The organism is Gilliamella sp. BG3 (assembly GCF_046635605.1).
In the GTDB taxonomy this organism is placed as follows: Bacteria; Pseudomonadota; Gammaproteobacteria; order Enterobacterales; family Orbaceae; genus Gilliamella; species Gilliamella bombi.
The window spans coordinates 151,001-172,702 of sequence record NZ_JBIDFE010000002.1; the positions used below are offsets into that span (position 1 = coordinate 151,001).

16 protein-coding genes are annotated in these 21,702 nt (G+C 34.5%); 13 read left to right on the plus strand and 3 right to left on the minus strand.

Features of this window, described 5'->3' with window-relative positions; all coding sequences use genetic code 11:
- Positions 1-219: 219 nt before the first annotated feature.
- From rho to nrdG, 4 genes are all read left to right on the plus strand, one after another.
- A complete protein-coding gene (rho, locus tag ACGH6S_RS01630) occupies positions 220-1,482 on the plus strand; it encodes a transcription termination factor Rho (protein WP_034910472.1) in 1,263 nt (420 codons plus the stop codon).
- Between the two features lie 172 nt (positions 1,483-1,654).
- On the plus strand, positions 1,655-3,070 hold the full coding sequence (gndA, locus tag ACGH6S_RS01635) for an NADP-dependent phosphogluconate dehydrogenase (protein ID WP_411578244.1): 1,416 nt from the start codon (positions 1,655-1,657) through the stop codon (positions 3,068-3,070).
- Between the two features lie 343 nt (positions 3,071-3,413).
- The gene (gene nrdD, locus ACGH6S_RS01640; RefSeq protein WP_085163892.1) at positions 3,414-5,549 is read left to right on the plus strand and encodes an anaerobic ribonucleoside-triphosphate reductase; all 2,136 of its coding nucleotides are present in this window, start codon (positions 3,414-3,416) and stop codon (positions 5,547-5,549) included.
- Between the two features lie 16 nt (positions 5,550-5,565).
- On the plus strand, positions 5,566-6,030 hold the full coding sequence (nrdG, locus tag ACGH6S_RS01645; protein ID WP_174798878.1) for an anaerobic ribonucleoside-triphosphate reductase-activating protein: 465 nt from the start codon (positions 5,566-5,568) through the stop codon (positions 6,028-6,030).
- A gap of 14 nt (positions 6,031-6,044) precedes the next feature.
- On the opposite strand, the gene can is transcribed toward nrdG, so the two are convergent.
- Both can and ACGH6S_RS01655 read right to left on the minus strand, forming a co-directional pair.
- Positions 6,045-6,704: a carbonate dehydratase gene (can, locus tag ACGH6S_RS01650; protein WP_034914468.1), complete on the minus strand. Its 660-nt coding sequence runs from the start codon at positions 6,702-6,704 to the stop codon at positions 6,045-6,047.
- A 46-nt stretch (positions 6,705-6,750) separates the two neighbouring features.
- Complete coding sequence (locus ACGH6S_RS01655) at positions 6,751-7,842, minus strand: FAD-binding protein (RefSeq protein ID WP_411578245.1); 1,092 nt, start codon at positions 7,840-7,842, stop codon at positions 6,751-6,753.
- 483 nt (positions 7,843-8,325) lie between these two features.
- Here ACGH6S_RS01655 and murA point away from each other — a divergent pair, with 483 nt between their 5' ends.
- The 9 genes from murA to ACGH6S_RS01700 all read left to right on the plus strand — a co-directional run bounded on the left by murA (position 8,326) and on the right by ACGH6S_RS01700 (position 20,707).
- Positions 8,326-9,579 carry a UDP-N-acetylglucosamine 1-carboxyvinyltransferase gene (murA, locus tag ACGH6S_RS01660; RefSeq protein WP_174798879.1) on the plus strand — a complete coding sequence of 418 codons (1,254 nt, stop codon included), beginning with the start codon at positions 8,326-8,328 and terminating at the stop codon, positions 9,577-9,579.
- Positions 9,580-9,630: 51 nt separating this feature from the next.
- The gene (locus ACGH6S_RS01665) at positions 9,631-10,206 is read left to right on the plus strand and encodes a DJ-1 family glyoxalase III (RefSeq protein ID WP_366941226.1); all 576 of its coding nucleotides are present in this window, start codon (positions 9,631-9,633) and stop codon (positions 10,204-10,206) included.
- 11 nt (positions 10,207-10,217) lie between these two features.
- Complete coding sequence (locus tag ACGH6S_RS01670) at positions 10,218-11,114, plus strand: cation diffusion facilitator family transporter (RefSeq protein WP_065589615.1); 897 nt, start codon at positions 10,218-10,220, stop codon at positions 11,112-11,114.
- 93 nt (positions 11,115-11,207) lie between these two features.
- Complete coding sequence (gene pfkA, locus ACGH6S_RS01675; protein ID WP_034914458.1) at positions 11,208-12,170, plus strand: 6-phosphofructokinase; 963 nt, start codon at positions 11,208-11,210, stop codon at positions 12,168-12,170.
- A 235-nt stretch (positions 12,171-12,405) separates the two neighbouring features.
- On the plus strand, positions 12,406-12,666 hold the full coding sequence (locus tag ACGH6S_RS01680; protein WP_034914455.1) for a GNAT family N-acetyltransferase: 261 nt from the start codon (positions 12,406-12,408) through the stop codon (positions 12,664-12,666).
- Between the two features lie 695 nt (positions 12,667-13,361).
- A complete protein-coding gene (gene nrdA, locus ACGH6S_RS01685) occupies positions 13,362-15,650 on the plus strand; it encodes a class 1a ribonucleoside-diphosphate reductase subunit alpha (RefSeq protein ID WP_411578246.1) in 2,289 nt (762 codons plus the stop codon).
- 144 nt (positions 15,651-15,794) lie between these two features.
- Positions 15,795-16,925, plus strand: coding sequence for a class Ia ribonucleoside-diphosphate reductase subunit beta (gene nrdB, locus ACGH6S_RS01690; protein ID WP_065608766.1), 1,131 nt, complete (start codon positions 15,795-15,797; stop codon positions 16,923-16,925).
- Between the two features lie 178 nt (positions 16,926-17,103).
- Positions 17,104-19,758, plus strand: coding sequence for a bifunctional uridylyltransferase/uridylyl-removing protein GlnD (gene glnD, locus ACGH6S_RS01695; RefSeq protein ID WP_411578247.1), 2,655 nt, complete (start codon positions 17,104-17,106; stop codon positions 19,756-19,758).
- Positions 19,759-19,783: 25 nt separating this feature from the next.
- Entirely contained in the window at positions 19,784-20,707 is a 924-nt protein-coding gene (locus ACGH6S_RS01700; RefSeq protein WP_085163899.1) for an AEC family transporter, read from the plus strand.
- Positions 20,708-20,797: 90 nt separating this feature from the next.
- Here ACGH6S_RS01700 and ACGH6S_RS01705 read toward each other — a convergent pair whose 3' ends face one another.
- Positions 20,798-21,487: an HD domain-containing protein gene (locus ACGH6S_RS01705; RefSeq protein WP_411578248.1), complete on the minus strand. Its 690-nt coding sequence runs from the start codon at positions 21,485-21,487 to the stop codon at positions 20,798-20,800.
- Between the last annotated feature and the right edge of the window lie 215 nt (positions 21,488-21,702).

Here is a 21,702-nt window from a genome sequence, read left to right on the forward strand (position 1 = left end):
TCTGTGCTTCTCTTACATGTATCCCTTTCTGTAATTCATTGTTTTTATTGGTAAAGTGGTGAAATTCTATATTCAAATGTTCAATTATCATCAAAAGCTTAGCAATCGATTGAATTTAAGTGTTGTAAGAGAGCTTTTTTATAAGCGAATTAAACAAATATACAAAAATAATATTAAATTGCAAACATATCAATTTTATCCTCAAGAATTTTTAACATTATGAATTTAACTGAATTAAAAAACACTTCTGTTTCCGAGCTTGTAGCGCTTGGAGAAAAAAAGATGGGGCTTGAAAATCTTGCCCGACTTAGAAAACAAGACATTATTTTTGCAATCTTAAAACAACATGCCAAAAGTGGTGAAGATATTTTTGGTGATGGCGTACTGGAAATTTTGCAAGATGGATTTGGCTTTTTGCGTTCAGCTGATAGCTCTTATTTAGCTGGTCCTGATGATATTTATGTATCACCAAGTCAGATTCGACGATTTAATTTAAGGACTGGTGATACCATTGCAGGTAAAATCCGTCCGCCAAAAGAAGGTGAACGATATTTTGCTTTGTTAAAAGTAAATGAAGTAAATCACGATAAACCAGAAGATGCCCGCAATAAAATTCTTTTCGAAAACTTAACTCCACTTCATCCAAATTCTCGTTTACGAATGGAACGAGGTAACGGTTCTACCGAAGATATCACCGCAAGAGTTCTTGATTTAGCATCACCAATTGGTAAAGGTCAACGTGGCTTGATTGTTGCACCACCAAAAGCAGGTAAAACAATGCTTTTACAAAATATTGCACAAAGCTTAGCGGTTAATCATCCTGAATGCGAGTTAGTTGTATTAATGATTGATGAGCGTCCCGAAGAAGTGACCGAAATGCAGCGTCTAGTTAAAGGTGAAGTTGTTGCATCGACATTCGATGAACCAGCAGCAAGACATGTTCAAGTTGCTGAAATGGTTATTGAACGCGCAAAACGTTTGGTTGAACATAAAAAAGATGTGATTATTTTATTAGATTCGATCACCCGTTTGGCTCGTGCATACAATACAGTTGTTCCTTCATCAGGTAAAGTGTTGACTGGTGGTGTGGATGCGAATGCATTACATCGTCCGAAACGTTTTTTTGGTGCAGCACGTAATGTGGAAGAAGGTGGTAGTTTAACAATTATTGCAACAGCATTGATTGATACTGGCTCTAAAATGGATGAAGTTATCTATGAAGAGTTTAAAGGTACAGGTAATATGGAAGTCCATTTATCGCGTAAAATTGCTGAACGTCGTGTGTTTCCTGCTATTGACTTTAATCGTTCAGGTACACGTAAAGAAGATCTAATGACTTCGCCTGATGAACTACAAAAAATGTGGATTTTACGCAAAATTCTTAACCCAATGGGTGAGACTGATGCAATGGAGTTCTTGATCGATAAACTTGCCATGACTAAAACTAATGATGAGTTTTTCGAAATGATGAAACGTTCATGATTTATTCAGTTGATAGTAAATATCATTAAAGTCATGAAAAAGAGCCGTATTGTATTCTGATACGGCTTTTTTTATGGCAAAATATAGCGTAATTTATAAAACTTAATTAAGTTTTAGGTGTTGTTAAAACCTTATGGTTAAGGTTATAGAGGTTTAATAAAGGAGCCAAATCATGTCAAAACAACAAATCGGTGTTATTGGAATGGCAGTTATGGGGCGAAATCTTGCGCTCAATATTGAAAGTCGAGGATTTTCTGTTGCTATTTATAATCGCTCTAAAGATAAAACAGAACAAGTCATGGCTGAACATTCTGATAAGAAATTGGTTCCTTATTATACAATTGAAGATTTTGTCAATTCTTTAGAAAAACCACGCCGTATCCTGATTATGGTGCAAGCAGGTAAAGGTACCGATGCGGTAATTGATGAGTTGCGTCCACTTTTAGATAAAGGTGATATTATTATCGATGGCGGGAATGCCTATTTTGAAGATACAATTCGTCGAAACAAAACATTGTTAGCAGAAGGATTTAACTTTATTGGTACTGGTGTTTCAGGTGGCGAAGAGGGAGCGCTAAAAGGTCCATCAATTATGCCTGGTGGGCAAAAAGAGGCTTATGAATTAGTTGCACCAATATTAGAGAAGATTGCTGCTAAGGCTAATGGTGAGCCTTGTGTTGCTTATATAGGTCCAAATGGCGCTGGTCATTATGTAAAAATGGCTCATAACGGCATTGAGTATGGCGATATGCAACTGATAGCTGAAAGCTATTCGGTATTAAAACATGTTGTTGGTTTAACTAATGATGAACTTGCTGAGGTGTTTACAGATTGGAATAAAGGCGAGTTAGACAGTTATTTAATCGAAATTACCGCTGATATCTTTAAGCATAAAGACGAAGATGGTAATTATTTAATTGATGTGATTTTAGATGCGGCAGGCAATAAAGGTACAGGTAAATGGACCAGCCAAAGTGCTTTAGATTTGGGTGAGCCTTTATCTTTAATCACTGAGTCTGTATTTGCTCGTTATCTATCAGCAATTAAAGATCAGCGAGTTGCGGCGGCAAAAGTGTTAAAAGGTCCTCAAAAAGCGCCTTATAGTGGTGATAAGCAGGAGCTCATAGAAAAAGTCCGTAAAGCACTGTATATGGGTAAAATTATTTCTTATGCACAAGGTTTTGCACAGCTAAAAGCTGCTTCTCATACATATCAATGGAATTTAAATTATGGTGAAATAGCTAAGATTTTTAGAGCAGGGTGTATTATTCGTGCACAGTTTCTTCAAAAAATTACTGATGCTTATGCCGATAATAATGAGATTGATAATTTATTGTTAGCGCCTTATTTTAATCAAACAGTTGAGGCTTACCAACAATCATTACGTGATGTGGTATCTTTAGCGGTACAACAAGGTATTGCTGTTCCAACACTTTCAGCAGCGATTGCTTATTATGATAGTTATCGATCAGCGGTATTACCAGCTAATTTGATTCAAGCTCAGAGAGATTATTTTGGTGCTCATACCTATGAGCGTATTGATAAAGAAGGTGTGTTCCATACCGATTGGTTAAATATTGAATCTTAATATTTTCAATTTATAATCTTATTTTGCTATACAAGAGTGCAAGTAAGTTTGCACTTTTGTATAGCTTTTTCCCCTTTTGTATCTCAATATTTCATAACTCCTTGTCATTATTGATTTTAAATTTGTCAAGTGATTTCATTTATTAAAAAGCCTAGAAAAACACTATATATTGTGTATAATTGAATATTATTTACTATATATAGTGTTATTTAAGCGGTAGAAAGCCTCGGGATTATATCAAAAAACTAATGATTTGATAAAAAATGAATAATAACAACGAATATTAATGTTGGTATAACACCTGTGACTAACGCGAGTTATTGATGGATATTGAGGAGTATATATGCCTGTAGTAATAAAACGAGATGGTTGTCAAACTGCATTTAATGAGACTCGAATTAAAGATGCAATTGTCAAAGCAGCTGTGGCGACGAATGTTCATGATCCTGATTATTGCGAAACGGTTGCTCGTGTTGTTACTAATCAAATGAGCGAACGTGAAAGTGTTGATATCAACGAAATTCAAAATGCAGTTGAAAATCAGTTAATGTCAGGCCCTTATAAAAAATTAGCGAGAACTTATATTGAGTATCGTCATGATCGTGATCGTGCTCGAGAAGAACGTAGCCGTCTAAATCAAGATATTCGAGGGTTAATTGAGCAAAGTAATGTCGCCATTTTAAATGAAAATGCTAACAAAGATAGCAAGGTTATTCCAACTCAACGTGATTTACTTGCGGGTATTGTAGCAAGGCATTATGCAAAGCAGTATTTATTACCTAAAGATATTTCTCGTGCTCATGATTGTGGTGAAATTCATTATCATGATTTAGATTATGCGCCATTTTTCCCTATGTTTAACTGTATGTTAATTGACTTAGATGGTATGTTAACAAATGGTTTTAAAATGGGTAATGCTGAGATTGAGCCTCCAAAATCAATTGCTACAGCAACTGCGGTAACTGCACAAATTATAGCGCAAGTGGCTAGCCATATTTATGGTGGCACGACCATTAATCGTATCGATGAAGTTTTAGCAAAGTTTGTTACTATTAGTTATAACAAACACAAACAAGTGGCTGAAGAATGGAATATCCCAAATCCAGAAGCTTATGCTGAAAGTCGCACTCAAAAAGAGTGTTATGATGCATTTCAATCTCTTGAATATGAAGTAAACACTTTACACACAGCTAATGGACAAACTCCGTTTGTTACTTTTGGTTTTGGTTTAGGAACTAGTTGGGAATCACGCTTAATTCAAGAGTCTATTTTAAAAGTTCGTATCAAAGGATTAGGTAAAAATCATAAAACAGCAGTTTTTCCAAAACTTGTTTTTGCCATTAAAGATGGTATTAACCATAAACAGGGCGATATTAATTATGATATTAAGAAACTTGCACTTGAGTGTGCAAGTAAACGGATGTACCCAGATATTTTAAATTACGATAAAGTTGTTGAAGTGACGGGTTCATTTAAAACGCCAATGGGTTGTCGAAGTTTCTTGGGCGTTTATGAAGAAAACGGCCAGTTAATTCATGATGGGCGCAATAATTTAGGTGTAATTAGTCTAAATTTGCCTCGTATAGCTATTGAAGCTAAAGGTGATGAAGCTCGATTTTGGGAAATTTTAGATAAACGTTTAGAACTATGTAAAAAAGCATTAATGACGCGTATTGCTAGACTTGATGGCGTAAAAGCAAGAGTGGCACCAATTTTATATATGGAAGGTGCTTGTGGTGTAAGGCTTAACGAAGATGACAATGTTTCTGAAATTTTCAAAAATGGGCGAGCTTCAATTTCTTTAGGTTATATTGGTCTTCATGAAACATTAAATGCACTTTACGGAAATCAAACGCATCCATTTGATAGTGATAAATTACGCGAAAAAGGTGTGGCAATTGTTGAGCGTTTACGTAATGCGGTGGATCAATGGAAGAACGAAACCGGTTATGGGTTTAGTTTATATAGCACACCAAGCGAAAATTTATGTGATCGATTTTGCCGACTTGATACGGCTGAATTTGGTGTAATTCCAGGTGTTACTGATAAAGGTTATTACACTAACAGTTTCCATCTTGATGTTGAGAAAAAGGTTAATCCGTACGAAAAAATCGAATTTGAAAAACCTTATCCTCAAGTTGCTAATGGTGGTTTCATCTGTTATGGCGAATATCCAAATATGATTAACAATATCAAAGCATTAGAAGATGTTTGGGATTATAGTTATTCACGAGTTCCTTATTATGGGACTAATACGCCAATAGATGAATGTTATGAATGTGGTTATACCGGTGAATTTTCTTGTACCAGCAAAGGCTTTGTTTGCCCAAGTTGTGGTAATCATGATTCTTCAAAAGTATCGGTTACTCGTCGTGTTTGTGGATATTTAGGTAGTCCTGATGCCCGCCCATTCAATGCAGGTAAACAAGAAGAAGTAAAACGTCGAGTTAAACATTTAAATAATGGTCAAATTGGTTAATAATCAATAAATATTTATGAATTATCATCGTTATTATTCTGTCGATGTTGTTAATGGGGAAGGAACTCGCTGTGTTCTTTTTGTTGCCGGGTGTGTACATCAGTGCCCAGGTTGCTATAACAAAAGTACATGGGGAGTAAATTCTGGTTTACCATTTACACAAGCACTTGAAGATCAAATCATTAAAGATTTACAAGATACTGAAATAAAACGTCAAGGATTATCGCTTTCTGGCGGTGATCCTTTGCATCCTAAAAACGTTGCAACTATATTAAAACTGGTCCAACGTGTTAAATCTGAGTGCGATAATAAAGATATTTGGCTTTGGACTGGGTATAAGCTTGATGAGTTAACAGCTGAACAACAAGCGGTTATTCCTTATATTGATGTGTTAATTGATGGGAAATTTGTGCAGGAACTTGCTGATCCTCGCCTATTATGGCGAGGAAGCAGCAATCAAGTTATCCATCGTTTTAAATAAAAATCATGGGCTAATTAGTGAGATTTATGTAAATTTAGAAGATAAGAAATAGCTTCTCGGTAGTTAATTTCAAGATTTTCGCTACTTGATGAAGTGATATGCAAATCAGTAATTTTGCCATTATGAATTCCATAAACCCAACCATGCAAATTAACCTTTTGACCTCGTTGCCATGCAGATTGAATAATTGTAGAGTGTCCAAGATTGTATACTTGTTCGATTACATTAAGTTCACATAAAACATCCAAACGGATATCGGGTGGAAATTCCCCTAGAAGTGAGCTGTTTCGAAACCAAAGATCACGAATATGCAGTAACCAGTTATTAATTAGCCCTAAATCAGGATTTTCAACCGCATCACGAATTCCACCACAACCTAAATGACCACAAACAATGATATCTTCAATTTTAAGTACATCCACTGCATATTGAACGACAGATAAACAGTTTAAATCAGTGTGTATTACAAGATTACCGACATTACGATGCACAAATAACTCACCTGGCTTTAACTTAATGAGTTTTTCTGCTGACACACGACTGTCTGAACAGCCGATCCATAAAAATTTAGGATTTTGTTCAACTGCAAGTTGTTTAAAAAATTCAGGATCTTCTTGCTCTATTTTTTCTGACCATTCGTGGTTAAAACGGATCAGATCGTTTACATCAAACATAATTAATATTTCCCAATATATTTCATTATTATTTTTTTATTTTAAGTTATTCAATATGCTGAATCTTACTTTTCATTATTAATTTACGCCACAAAGGAGTTGTTAATAGTTTGGCTTTAACAATTTTACTATAAAGTTTGAAGCGTAATGGTATTGTACGTTGATAATAACATTTATTAGGTTTTGGATGGCCACTATTTAATATTTTACTTAAAATTTCAGCGCTATCTAAAGCATAGCTAATACCTTCTAGCGAACTTGCACTAATAAAACCAGCAGCTTCACCAATTAAAAAAATATTTTCATTACCAGTATAAAAATCACGTAGCCGATTTGGATAGACCACTAAACATTTTTCTGTTTTGAGAGGTTTACCAAAAATAAACCCTTGTTTAGTTAAATTTTCTTTTAATTGTTCAAAATTTTGATTCGCTACCTTTTTAGGGAAAGCACCGCCAAAGATAAAATAACCATTTTTTGAAATACTCCACGAGTAGCAATTTGTTAATTCATTGTCGAATATACAAGAATTAAATGGCGTTGGATGTTGCTCTATAAACCATTGTTGTATCGCTACATATTGTCTTATCGTATGTTGAGGATATCGCATTCGTCTAACCAGAGAATTGGCACCGTCAGCACCGACCACATATTGAGCAGTGGCGTTGTGTTCATTTTTATTTTCATCAAGATAAGTGATCTGATAACCATCAATAATGCGTCTTACTTCTTTACAGAGTGTATTATGAAGGACTGTTACATTTGATGGTATTAGTGACTTTAGCCACAGATCAAATTTGTGCCGATCAAAACTTACATAACTCCGCTGATAATTGCGAACAAGTTTGGTTTGTAAGTCATAAGTTCTGACATTAAAAATTTGAGGATCAGTTAAAATATCAGCGGGTAAGTTTATATTTTGCCTAGCAAAGGCTTTTTGTGCATCATCTGCTAATAGTCCCCCACAAGGTTTATGAAATCCGCCATTTCCCGTTTTATGTTTTGTATCTAATGCAATGACTTTGAATGAAGGACTCAGTAAACGGGCTAGCGTACTGCCAGCAGGCCCTAGTCCTATAATCGCGATATCGTAATCCATGTTATTGTGTAGTTCTTTTTTACCATGTTTAAAATCCATTTATGTTAGCAAATTAAATTATGTGTGACTATTAAAGATGAGCACTTCTCTATGCCAGTTAACTTGTAAAAAAGTTTCAGGTAACTATGTGTTTCAGTATAAAATTAGATATAAACGTTCTTTTTTAATGAATTTATTTTTGTTATTAATCTGACTTGTTTTTGCAAGTGAATCAAATATATTTTTCCCTCGACTGAATATTATCGTATTGAAATAATGGCGCCTTGCGGTCTATATCATATAACCCAAATTGTATGTGAAAATAGTATATTCACTATAAGACGCTAATTTGTTTGAGTCAATCATTGATTAATCGTAATTATTTACTATATTCAAAATAAGATAAAATTTTTAACTTATTGATTTTTAGTTGTTTTAATTGATCTCAAAAAAGCGATATTTTCAATTTTTAATGAAATTCATTTAACTATTAGTAAATAGCTTCTATAATAATCGCCAATTTATCACGCATAAGAGTTAACAATGGAAAAGTTTCACGTAACAGGTCCAACATCGCTAAATGGCGAAGTGGTTATTTCTGGCGCAAAAAATGCTGCGCTACCCATTTTATTTTCTGCAATTTTGGCAGAAAAACCAGTAGAACTTCGAAATGTTCCTAAATTAAAAGATATCGATACAACTTTGGAATTGCTAGGCCAGCTAGGTGTAAAATATGAACGAAATGATTCTATTTACCTTGATGCAGGTCATCTGAATAACTACTGTGCACCTTATGAGCTAGTAAAAACTATGCGTGCTTCAATTTGGGCTTTAGGTCCTCTTGTCGCTCGTTTTGGGCAAGGACAAGTTTCATTACCTGGCGGTTGTGCTATTGGTGCAAGACCTGTTGATCTTCATATTAGTGGTCTTGAACAACTTGGTGCGACAATCGCACTTGATGAAGGCTATGTTAAAGCGTCAGTCAATGGAAAACTAAAAGGTACTCATATTGTCATGGATAAAGTGAGTGTTGGCGCGACCGTTACGATTATGTCAGCCGCAACTTTAGCTGAAGGCAAAACTATCATCGAAAATGCAGCATGTGAACCTGAAATTGTTGATACCGCTAAATTCTTAAATATGTTAGGCGCTAAAATTACTGGTGCTGGTACAATGCGTATTGAGATAGAAGGGGTTGAACGTTTAGGTGGTGGTATACATGAAATAGTTCCTGATCGTATTGAAACAGGGACTTTTTTAGTTGCGGCAGCTATATCTAGAAGTAAAATCACTTGCCGTAAAACTGATCCAACCCTACTTGATGCGGTGCTTTCTAAATTGAAGGAAGCTGGTGCTAAGATTGAGGTAGGTGAAGATTGGATTTGTTTAGATATGCAAGGAAAAAGGGCAAAAGCTGTTAACATTCATACTGCTCCGCATCCAGGTTTTCCTACTGATATGCAAGCACAATTCTCATTGCTAAATATGGTTGCTGAAGGTACAGGAATCATTAAAGAAACCATTTTCGAAAATCGATTTATGCATGTTCCTGAGCTAATTCGCATGGGTGCAAAAGCAGAAATTGAAGGTAATACCTTAATTACCCATGGTGTTGAAACCTTGAGCGGTGCACAAGTGATGGCGACGGATTTGCGGGCGTCAGCGAGTCTAGTTTTAGCTGGTTGTATTGCTGAAGGTTTAACCACTGTTGATCGTATTTACCATATAGATCGAGGCTATGACAATATTGAAGCAAAATTAAGAAAATTAGGCGCCAATATTGAAAGGGTGAAATAATTCATTTTCGCTAAAAAATTAATAAGTTGTTTTTTCAAAAGGAGCGTAATGATGACAAAGCAAGCATTGGTGTTTTTATCGAATGGTTGTGAAGAAACAGAAGCAGTAACCACTATCGATTTATTAACCCGAGCTGATATTAAAGTTACTACTGCAAGTATTTCAAATTCTCGTGAAATTGAATGTTCTCGAGGGGTAACCATTTTGGCCAAAAAAATACTTTCGGATGTTCAATACATTGATTTTGATGTTGTTGTTTTACCTGGAGGTGTTAAAGGCGCTGAAAATTTTCGAGATTGTCCATTGCTAATCGAAAAATTGAAACAAACGCACGAAAGTGGCGGTATTGTTGCTGCAATCTGTGCTTCTCCAGCTATGGTTTTACAACATCATAACTTATTTCCACACGCATATATGACTGGTTATCCAACCACTAAAGAGGCGTTTAAAAATTGGAAGTCCGATAGAGTTTATTTTGATGAGTTGTATAAAGTTATTACTAGCCAAGGTCCCGCAACTTCTATTGATTTTGCTTTAAAAATTATAGATGCGTTGTTAGGCCGAATAAAAGCAGCTGAAATTGCTCGGCAATTAGTTCTTCCTTTGGGAATTGAATCCTATCAATAAATAGGTACTAAATGTCAAATTCACATTTGTATGAAAAATTAGTTAAAAGAGCGACGCTAGGTGCCGTTTCAATCTCTATTTCCTTAATTTTAATTAAATTTATTACTTGTTGGTTTACTGGTTCAATAAGTTTATTTGCTTCATTATTAGATTCAAGTATCGATTTACTTGCTTCTGGTGTTAACTTTTTTTTAGTTCGTTATGCACTAAAGCCTGCAGATGCTGATCATACTTTTGGTCATGGCAAGGCCGAATCTTTGGCAGGATTATTACAAAGCGCGTTTATTATTGGTTCTGCAATAATTTTGTTACTTTCTAGTATTCGCTCTTTTATTTATCCGAATGAACTGCAGGAACCTTTATTGGGGATTATTGTCTCAACTGTTTCTGCTGTAGTGACATGCATTCTTGTTTTGTATCAAAGATATGTTGTAAAAATCACTAAAAGTAATGCTATTCAAGCCGATATGTTGCATTATTCTTCCGACATGTTGTTGAATATTGCTGTTATAATTGCACTTTGTTTAAGTTGGTATGGCATTACTTATGCTGATGCGGCTTTTGCAATTTTTATTGCTTTGTATATTTGTTATAATGCTTATCACATTGCACATAATGCAATTAAAGACCTATTAGATCATGCTTTACCAGATAGTGATAATTTGCGAATAGCTGAAATTGTTGCTTCATATCCAGATGTAAGAGGTTTTCATGATCTAAAGACCCGCCAAGCAGGCCCTCTCAAATTTATTCAATTGCATCTTGAATTAGACGATGATATGCCTTTAATCACTGCTCATGCCATTGCTGATGCTATTGAAAAACATATTTCTAAAGAATTTTCTCCTGCAACGGTGATTATTCATCAAGATCCAATTTCTGTTGTGCCCATCGAAATGATGAAGTAGAAAACTTAATCAAAAATAGCTTTTATTGTCTATTGTTAGATATCTGTTAAGACTCTATAATAACTAAAAGTTAATAATTTGGAGTTATTTTATATGATAAAAAAAATAGGTATTTTAACCAGTGGTGGCGATGCTCCAGGAATGAATGCTGCTATTCGAGGTGTAGTGAGAACAGCATTATCAGAAGGGTTGGATGTTTTTGGTGTTTATGATGGTTATATGGGACTTTGTGAAGATCGCATTGTTCAACTAAAGCGTTCAAGTGTATCTGATATTATTACTCGTGGTGGTACATTTCTTGGTTCGGCTAGATTTCCAGAGTTTAAAGATAAAGCTGTAAGACAAAAAGCCATTGCTAATCTAAAAAAACATCAAATTGATGCTTTAGTTGTTATTGGTGGTGATGGTTCATATATGGGCGCAATGCGATTAACTGAAGAAGGTTTTCCATGTATTGGTTTACCAGGAACTATTGATAATGATATTCGTGGTACTGATTATACTATAGGGTATTTTACTGCACTTAGTACTGCTGTTGAAGCAATCGATAGATTACGTGATACTTGTTCTTCACATAACCGAATTTCAGTTATTGAAATAATGGGGAGAGATTGTGGTGATTTAACCTTAAATGCAGCAGTTGCTGGTGGTTGTGAATTTATGATTATTCCAGAGGTTTCTTATACGAAGGAAGATCTAATCGAAGAAATTAAACTAGGCTTTGCAAAAGGTAAAAAACATGCAATTGTGACTGTTACAGAACATATGTGTGATGTAAATCAACTTGCAGTAGACATTGAAGCTGCTGTTCATCACGAAACTCGTGCCACAGTATTAGGGCACGTTCAACGTGGTGGTTCTCCTGTCCCTTATGATCGTATTTTGGGGTCTCGTATGGGGGCTTATGCTGTTGAATTACTGCTACAAGGCTATGCAGGTAGAAGCGTTGGCGTACAAAATGGTAAATTAGTACATCACGATATTATAGATGCTATCAATAATATGAAGCGTCCATTTGATATGGATCTATACAATACAGCCAAACGATTATTTTAAATTGTTAATTGTGCCATTTAAGCATAATTAGTAGTAGATAAATATCTGATTGTTTTATTAATAGGTGAACTGGTAAAAATGATATTTTATGACAGTCACCTATTTGTTTATCTACTAACTCCTTTAAAATGAGTCGATATGGAATTAGGTTGCTTTTAATAATAAAAGAGTTTTTATTTATCAAGTATGGATGTGAATCATAGTAAACTAATTACAATGTTATATTGGTAATTTTATGACACTACATTTTTTAGAAGATAATGATCGTTTTTATGCTTGTGATGCTAATAATAAAGAAATAGCTGAAATGACCTTTACAAGGGTAGGGAAAGATAAAGCTACTATTAATCATACTTATGTTGATTCTGCGTATCGTGGTCAAGGTATTGCAGATAATTTATTAGACCTTGTAGTAGAAAAATTACAGCAAGAAAAGCGTGAGATTATTCCTATTTGCTCGTTTGCTATTAAGAAATTAACTAGAAAATCAGATTGAAAGGCACTACCCTAAATTTTGTGTATTTACCTATTCAAGGTGATGGTTGATTCAGTCACCAAATTTTATAATGAACCGACTTATAGCATTTTTTTAAGTTTTGGATTGATATAGCCAATTTATTACAAGCGTGTGGTATTGTCCAAAAAATGACTTTTTTAACTGATTTATCTGTTTGTAAAACTTTACATTTCTTGATGATATGGCGAATAGGACTGTTTAAAGACTCTATTGCATTGGTAATGTAAATTTGCTTTGCGAATGTCAACGGGTAAGTACAAGGTGCTGAGTTTTCCCAGTTCCTATACGCTACGACTGGCTAGTATAGCCCTACTTTTCAACCCAAATTCACCCAAAATGCGTAAATGCTTGTGCTTGCTGTTCTGTTGTAGCCTGATAAATCGCTTTCAAATTTTTTGTTATCGCTTTACACAAATTTTTACTTTGCCGATAATCAATTAAAAGATATCGACAGCACGACGGTAACTGGCATAAGTTCTTTTTTTCATTTTTTATGAAAAAATAAATTCTAGCTATTAAAATCAATAACGTTTTATTTTAATTAATAAATTTGAACTATTGATTAATAATACTACATATAGTGATAAATTTAATTAATAGGTACTACATATTGTATATTTTGATAAATATCAATTATCATAATTAAAAATATACTTTAACATTGGAATGAAAGAATGAATAAATCAATACTCGTTACCAAACGAGATGGAAAGAAAGAACCAATAAACCTTGATAAAATCCACCGTGTTATTACATGGGCTGCTGAAGGATTAGAAAATGTTTCTGTTTCTCAGGTTGAATTACGTTCACATATTCAATTTTATGATGGCATTCGTACATCGGATATTCATGAGACAATTATTCGTGCTGCAGCCGATCTGATCTCACAAGAAGCGCCAGACTATCAATATTTAGCTGCACGCTTAGCAATCTTTCATTTACGTAAAAAAGCCTTTAATCAATTTACCCCACCTTCACTTTATGAACACGTTAAAAAATTGGTCGACAGTGAACTTTATGATAAACACTTGCTTGAAGATTATACGCAAGAAGAATTTGAACAAATGGATAAGATTATCGATCACTGGCGAGATATGTCTTTTTCGTATGCCGCAGTTAAACAGCTTGAAGGAAAATATCTAGTACAAAATCGTGTCACTGGCGAGATTTATGAAAGCGCGCAGTTTTTATATATTCTAGTTGCAGCTTGCCTTTTCGCTAATTATCCTAAAGATACACGTCTTAGTTATATCAAACGCTTTTATGATGCAGTTTCAACCTTTAAAATTTCGCTACCAACGCCAATTATGGCGGGGGTTCGTACTCCTACTCGACAGTTCAGTTCTTGCGTATTAATTGAATGTGATGATAGTTTAGATTCTATTAACGCCACAGCAAGCGCTATTGTTAAATATGTATCACAACGGGCAGGAATTGGAGTTAATGCAGGGCGAATTCGTGCGTTAGGAAGCTCAATTCGTGGTGGTGAAGCTTTTCATACAGGCTGCATTCCATTTTATAAATATTTCCAAACAGCGGTTAAATCTTGTTCGCAAGGTGGTGTGCGAGGAGGAGCAGCAACTGTTTTCTATCCTCTTTGGCATTTAGAAGTTGAAAGTTTATTAGTATTACGTAACAACCGTGGCGTTGAAGAAAATCGTGTCCGCCATTTAGACTATGGCGTACAAATCAATAAATTAATGTATCAACGTTTAATCAAAAACGAAAATATTACCTTATTTAGCCCATCGGACGTTCCTGGTCTTTATGATGCTTTCTTTGCCGATCAAGATAAATTTGAAACACTTTATAAACAATATGAACAAGATCCAAATATTCGCAAACGCGAAGTTAAAGCCGTTGAACTCTTTGCATTATTAATGCAAGAGCGCGCATCAACTGGGCGTATTTATATCCAAAATGTCGATCACTGTAATACTCACAGCCCATTTAATGCTCAATTAGCACCTGTTCATCAATCTAATTTATGTATGGAAATTGCACTGCCAACAAAACCGCTTAATAACGTTAATGATGAACATGGCGAAATTGCTCTTTGCACATTATCAGCCTTTAATTTAGGTAAAATAGAATCCCTAGATGACTTTGAAGAACTAGCCGATTTAGCAGTACGTGCTCTTGATTCACTACTTGATTACCAAGATTATCCTGTACCTGCAGCTCGTCATTCTTCATTAAATCGTCGTACATTAGGTATTGGTGTTATTAACTATGCCTATTATTTAGCAAAACATGGGGTTAAATATTCCGATGGCAGCGCCAACAATTTAACTCACCGTACCTTTGAAGCAATGCAATACTATTTGCTAAAAGCATCGAATAATCTAGCTAAAGAAAAGGGTGCCTGCCCATTATTTAGTCAAACCACATATTCGCAAGGTATTTTACCTATTGATACTTATAAAAAAGATTTAGATACCATTACTAAAGAGCCGTTACACTATGACTGGGAATCACTACGAGCATCAATTAAAACCTATGGACTTCGTAATTCGACATTATCGGCATTAATGCCATCAGAAACTTCGTCACAAATTTCCAATGCAACAAATGGTATTGAACCACCACGTGGTTTTATTAGTGTAAAAGCATCAAAAGATGGTATTTTAAAACAAGTGGTTCCTGAGTATAACCATCTGAAAAATTTTTACGAATTACTTTGGCAAATTCCAAATAACACTGGTTATTTACAATTAGTTGGCATCATGCAGAAATTTATTGATCAATCAATTTCTGCTAATACTAATTATGACCCAGCTAAGTTCCCAAATAATAAAGTACCCATGAAACAGCTATTATCAGACTTATTGACTGCTTATAAATTTGGCGTAAAAACACTCTATTATCATAATACACGCGATGGCGCTGAAGATATTCAAGGTGATATTGTTTCAACAACCCATTCGGATGATGGCTGTGAAGGTGGCGCTTGCAAAATTTAACCTTGATTAAAACTAAATAGCTACACGCTAAAATTCAATTTTTTATCGGGGAAAACTAGTAATTTCCCCATTCAACTTGCCTTTTACACTGTCAAAAGGAAGCGGTAAAAGCAACAGTAAATGAGTAGGAGTTCTTTTATGAGTATGAATTACAGTACCTTTTCGCAAGTGCATAACGACCAGCTTAAAGAACCAATGTTCCTTGGACAATCAGTGAATGTTGCGCGTTATGATCAACAAAAATATGAGATGTTTGAAAAGCTAATTGAAAAACAACTTTCTTTTTTTTGGCGCCCAGAAGAAGTCGATATTTCACAAGACCGTATTGATTATGCTGCGTTACCAGAGCATGAAAAACATATTTTTATCAGCAATTTAAAATATCAAACTCTGCTTGATTCCATCCAAGGCCGTAGCCCTAATGTTGCTTTACTGCCACTTATTTCAATACCTGAATTGGAAACATGGGTAGAAACTTGGTCGTTTTCTGAAACCATTCATTCTCGTTCATATACTCATATCATTCGTAATATCGTTAACGATCCATCTGTAGTTTTTGATGATATTGTCACTAATAAAGAAATTCAAAAACGTGCTGGTGACATTGCAGGTTATTATGATGATCTTATTAGCTATGCAAGTTACTATAATTTATTTGGTGAGGGTGAACATAACATCAATAATCGCACTGTTTGCATTAATTTACGTGAACTTAAAAAGAAACTTTACTTATGTTTAATGAGTGTCAATGCACTTGAGGCTATTCGCTTCTATGTTAGTTTTGCCTGCTCATTTGCTTTTGCTGAACGAGAACTAATGGAAGGGAATGCCAAAATCATTAAACTTATTGCCCGCGACGAAGCGCTACATTTAACTGGCACTCAGTTTATGATCAACACACTACGCAGTGGTGAAGACGATCCCGAAATGGCTGAAATTGCCAAAGAATGTGAACAAGATTGTTATAACTTATTTTTACAAGCCGCTAATCAAGAAAAACAATGGGCCGAATACCTGTTTGAGGGCGGCTCAATGATTGGTTTAAATAAAGATATATTATGCCAATATGTCGAGTATATAACGAACATTCGTATGCAAGCGGTCGGACTAAAATTACCTTTTGAAGCTAAATCCAATCCAATTCCATGGATTAATAACTGGCTTGTTTCCGATAATGTGCAAGTAGCACCACAAGAAGCCGAAATGAGCTCATATCTAGTTGGACAAATTGATTCTGAAATTAATGAAGATGATTTAAGCGATTTTACTTTATAATTTTATACTCAAACACATACTTACCTGAAACTTTTTTACAAAGGGAACAAATTATTGTTCCTTTTGTATAATTAATATCAATCACTAACAATTTGCTTTCTTATAACCGTAGCTTGACAGCCATTTAAAATCGGGTAACGATATAGTTATTGAATTGTCTTAATTTGATAATATAGCTATGACTAAAACCCATTTGTGTTACCCTGTCTCTCCACTTAATTTTAATGATGAACAGATAAATATTACATATCTAAAACAACAGCTTGAGGAGTTTCAGCAATGGTCCATGGTTCAGTTTGAACAACAAGCTGACATTGATACCTTAGTGAATTTACGCAGTCAATTTATTGACCGTTTACTTGAGCGCTTATGGCGTTTTTATCAAATACCTAAACATGTTTCTTCCTTCTTTAAACGTAATCGTATCGCTTTGGTTGCTGTTGGTGGTTATGGTCGAGCGGAATTACACCCACTGTCAGATATTGATATTTTAATTTTAAGTGATTATCCGTTGACTAAAGAGATAGAAAAACAGATCAGTGATTTAGTCCGCTTGTTATGGGATTTGCATTTAGATATAGGGCACAGTGTTAGAACATTAAGAATCTGCCTAAAAGAAGCAAAAAATGATATCACAATAATGACTAATTTGATTGAATCAAGGCTTATTTCTGGCAATCAATTACTATTAGATGAACTACACAAGCAAATTTTTAGCGATAAAATCTGGCCGTCTCGTGCTTTTTATAAGGCAAAAATACAAGAACAACATGAACGTCATAAGCAATATCACAGCACCTCTTATAACCTAGAGCCTGATTTGAAAAATAGTCCGGGTGGATTGCGAGATATGCAAATTATTCAATGGATAGCGATTCGTCACTTTGGTGGCGAATTTCTACAAAAAATAGCTGATTTCAACTATTTAACCCCTGAAGATATTGAAGACTTTAAAACTTGTCGTAAATTTTTATGGAGAATACGTTTTGCGCTTCATTGTGTCATAACTCGTTATGATAATCGTTTGTTATTCGATCGTCAGTTAAGCATTGCTAACATGTTAGGTTATCAAGGCGAAGGTAATGCTCCTGTTGAGAAAATGATGCATGATTATTATCGTGTTGCTCACAATATTACTGAACTTAATCAAATGTTATTACAACTGTTTTATGAATCTATACTTGAACATAATCCACACAACAAACCTTACGATATTGATAAATATTTTCAAGTTCGAGACAACCTAATTGATGTAAAAGATAATGACATTTTCAAAAAAGATCCCGTCATGATTATGCAGCTTTTTCACACTATTTTGTTGAATCCTCAAATTACAGGACTGTATTCTAATACAATTAGACAATTACGTTCCGCTCGGCGCACACTAACCACTTTACTTTGTGAAGATGCCAAAGCAAGAGTGCTTTTCATGTCGATTATCAAGCACCCAGATGCAATTAATAAAGCCATTTTACCAATGCATAAATACGGTATACTTTCTGTCTATATACCGGGTTGGAAGCATATATCTGGGATGATGCAATTTGATCTGTTCCATGCTTACACTGTTGATGAACATACTATCCGCTTACTGCTTGAACTTGATAGTCTTAAAACCGAAAGTGGCAAACAAAAACATCCTAATAGTGCAAAAGTATTTGCTAAATTACCTAAACTCGAATTATTGGTAATTGCTGGTCTATTTCATGATATTGGCAAAGGTAGGCATGGCGATCACTCGGAAATTGGCGCTCATTTAGTTGAAAAATTTTGTCAACTACACGAACTCGAAACCAAAGATACTGATTTAATTTGCTGGCTAGTACGTTATCACTTACTGATGTCTGTTACTGCTCAAAGCAGAGATTTACAAGACCCTGCGGTAATTGGAGAATTTGTTCAATTGGTCAAAAGTAAGCGTCGCTTACAGTATTTGTTATGCCTAACAGTAGCTGATGTTTGTGCTACAAACGAAACGCTTTGGAATAATTGGAAACAAAGTTTAATGCGCGAACTCTATCTTAGTGCAGCAAATTCCTTTGACTCTGGTATACACCAAATACCCGAACAGCGAAGTGTTGCACGTAAAAATAAGCAAGAAGCATTAACCATTTTAGTTAAACAAAATTATGATGAACAAATTATTAAAGAGCTTTGGCAAAACTATCGCATTGACTACTTTGTCCGTTATACAACCGAACAAATTGTATGGCATGCAAAAATTCTATTGCAACATGACTTGGGCAAAACATTAGTAGCCATAAATCCAAATCCATCTCATGGTGGTAGTGAGCTTTTTATTTATTCGCCAGATAGACCTTATCTATTTGCAACTGTGTGTAATACGCTAAGTATGCATAATTTAACTATTCATGATGCACTTATCATTACAAATAAAAAAGGATTTGCACTCGATACATTTATCGTATTAGAGCCTAATGGACAGACAGTACAAGAAGATAGAAACCAAGGTCTAGTAAATGCACTTGATAAAGCACTACAACAACCTGTATACAAACCTGTCACCATAAAACCACCGAAACAACGATTGCGATCGTTTTCAGTGCCGACTCAGGTTAATTTTCTTTCAGCCTTTAATGACAGCCAAACCTATATGAAGCTCATAGCACTTGATAGACCGGGATTGCTGGCTTGTGTGGGCGAAATATTTGCTAATTTAGATTTATCATTACGTAGCGCTAAAATAGCAACTATCGGCGAACATATTGAAGATCTGTTTATTCTAACTGATAAAAACAATCAAGCGCTTGATGATGAAACATGTCAAAAACTTCGAGAATCAATCATTATAGCTTTTGATTCAATGAATTAATTTAATTAACCAAAAGATATAACTTATGCAATTTTTTATTATTTTATTTCCTATTTTTTGTATCTTTATTGTAGGTTTTATCGCACAAAAAGCCTTAAAATTTGATGTCGCCAACCTATCGAAAATGTCACTTTATGTGCTATCGCCCTTTTTGGCATTTAAAACGTTTTATACTCATACTTTAACCACAGATTATCTATTTTATATTGGTTATGTCTTTGGTTTATGCTTTTCATTAGTCATTATCGTCTCAATTTGGTCGATACTCATGAAGTATTCAGTTAAAGAGCGCTGTGCAATGATTTTGAGTTCCTGTTTTATGAACAATGGTAACTATGGTACTCCTGTACTATTAATCTTTTTTGGAGCAGTCGGCTTTGATCTTGGCGTAATAATGATGGTATTACAACAGTTTGTAATGAGCACTGTCGGCATTTACTATGCGGCTAAAGGTAGCGCTCATAGTGACATTGTAAATCAAAAAGACGTTATTAATAAAGTTATTCGCATGCCTGTAGCGTATGGTGCTTTTTTAGGTATTATTTTCCAATTGTGCCACATCCCTTTATCTAAATCGATTATGACTTCAATCGGAATGATCGGTGACGCATCAATTGTAGTGATCATGATTATTTTGGGCATGCAACTGGCAAAAATAAAACTTACTCAGCTTGATTATCCTAAAATCTCATTTGCCTTGCTTGCACGTATGGTTATTTCACCAATTGTGGCATTTTGTATGGTTTACTTTATGCCAATTGAGCCTGTTTATAAACAAGTTTTAATTGTCCTAGCTGCAATGCCAAGTGCCGCCAATACCACATTAATGTCAGTACAATTTGATAGTCATCCAGAACTGGTATCAAGTGCGACCTTGCTCAGTACTTTATTAAGCTTGATCACTCTTCCTATTGTGCTTGGATTAGTTGGAACACCAATTCCATTTTAGTAAAACCTGTCTTTTTAAAAGAGGCAGGTGTTATACAAATTTTTCAAAAATTAATTATTCATACTCTAACTATTATCGATAAACTAATTTTCAGTAAGAATAATCCTCTCCTTGCCATTCTTTTTCAAATTGTTTAACAAACTGAACTAAAAAATGATGTCTTGGCTCAGCTAGCTTTTTTGCTATGGGGGTATTCATCATATCTTTAAGTAAAAAAAGTTTTTCATAAAAATGATTAATAACGGTATTAGGATGTTTATAATTATTTTCATCCAATGAAGTTCGTGGTGAAATATTAAGATCGTACATAATATTATGCTTATTACCGCCATAATAAAAGGTGCGAGCAATACCAATTGCACCCAATGCATCTAAACGATCGGCATCTTGTACGATCTGCCCTTCTAGTGATAATTCTTTTTTCTGATTAAGATTTTTTCGATATGACATATTCTCGATGATAGCAAAAATCATCTTAATTTCGGTGTCGGTAAGTTTTAGAGACGTTAAATAATCACGCAATTCCATTATTGCTTGACTTACATCAGCAACCACTTTTTCATCAATCACATCATGTAAATAAGCGCTAACAATCACAATAAAACCGTTCGCTTTTGGTTCATGCTGTAAAATCTTTTTTGCTAACTTTACAACACGTTCAATGTGCGCCATATCATGACCAGAAAAATCATTGGATAGTTTCTGTTTAACAAAAGATTGAACATCCAAAACAAGCTTTTGTTGTTCCTTTGTTAAGAAGGTATTTGATAATTCGTTCATCTCATTTTTACTCAACAAATTAATTAAAGACAGAATGATAAACACATAAAAATTTTATGTATATATATATACTAAATAATTAGCAAAGACGTTATTTAATATAGTAAATCAATATCAATTTAGGCTAAATAGATAGTCTTATTATTTTTATATGAAATATCTACATATAGAAAAACATTGAATGTAAATATTTTTTATCTTTTTTTTATTTTATC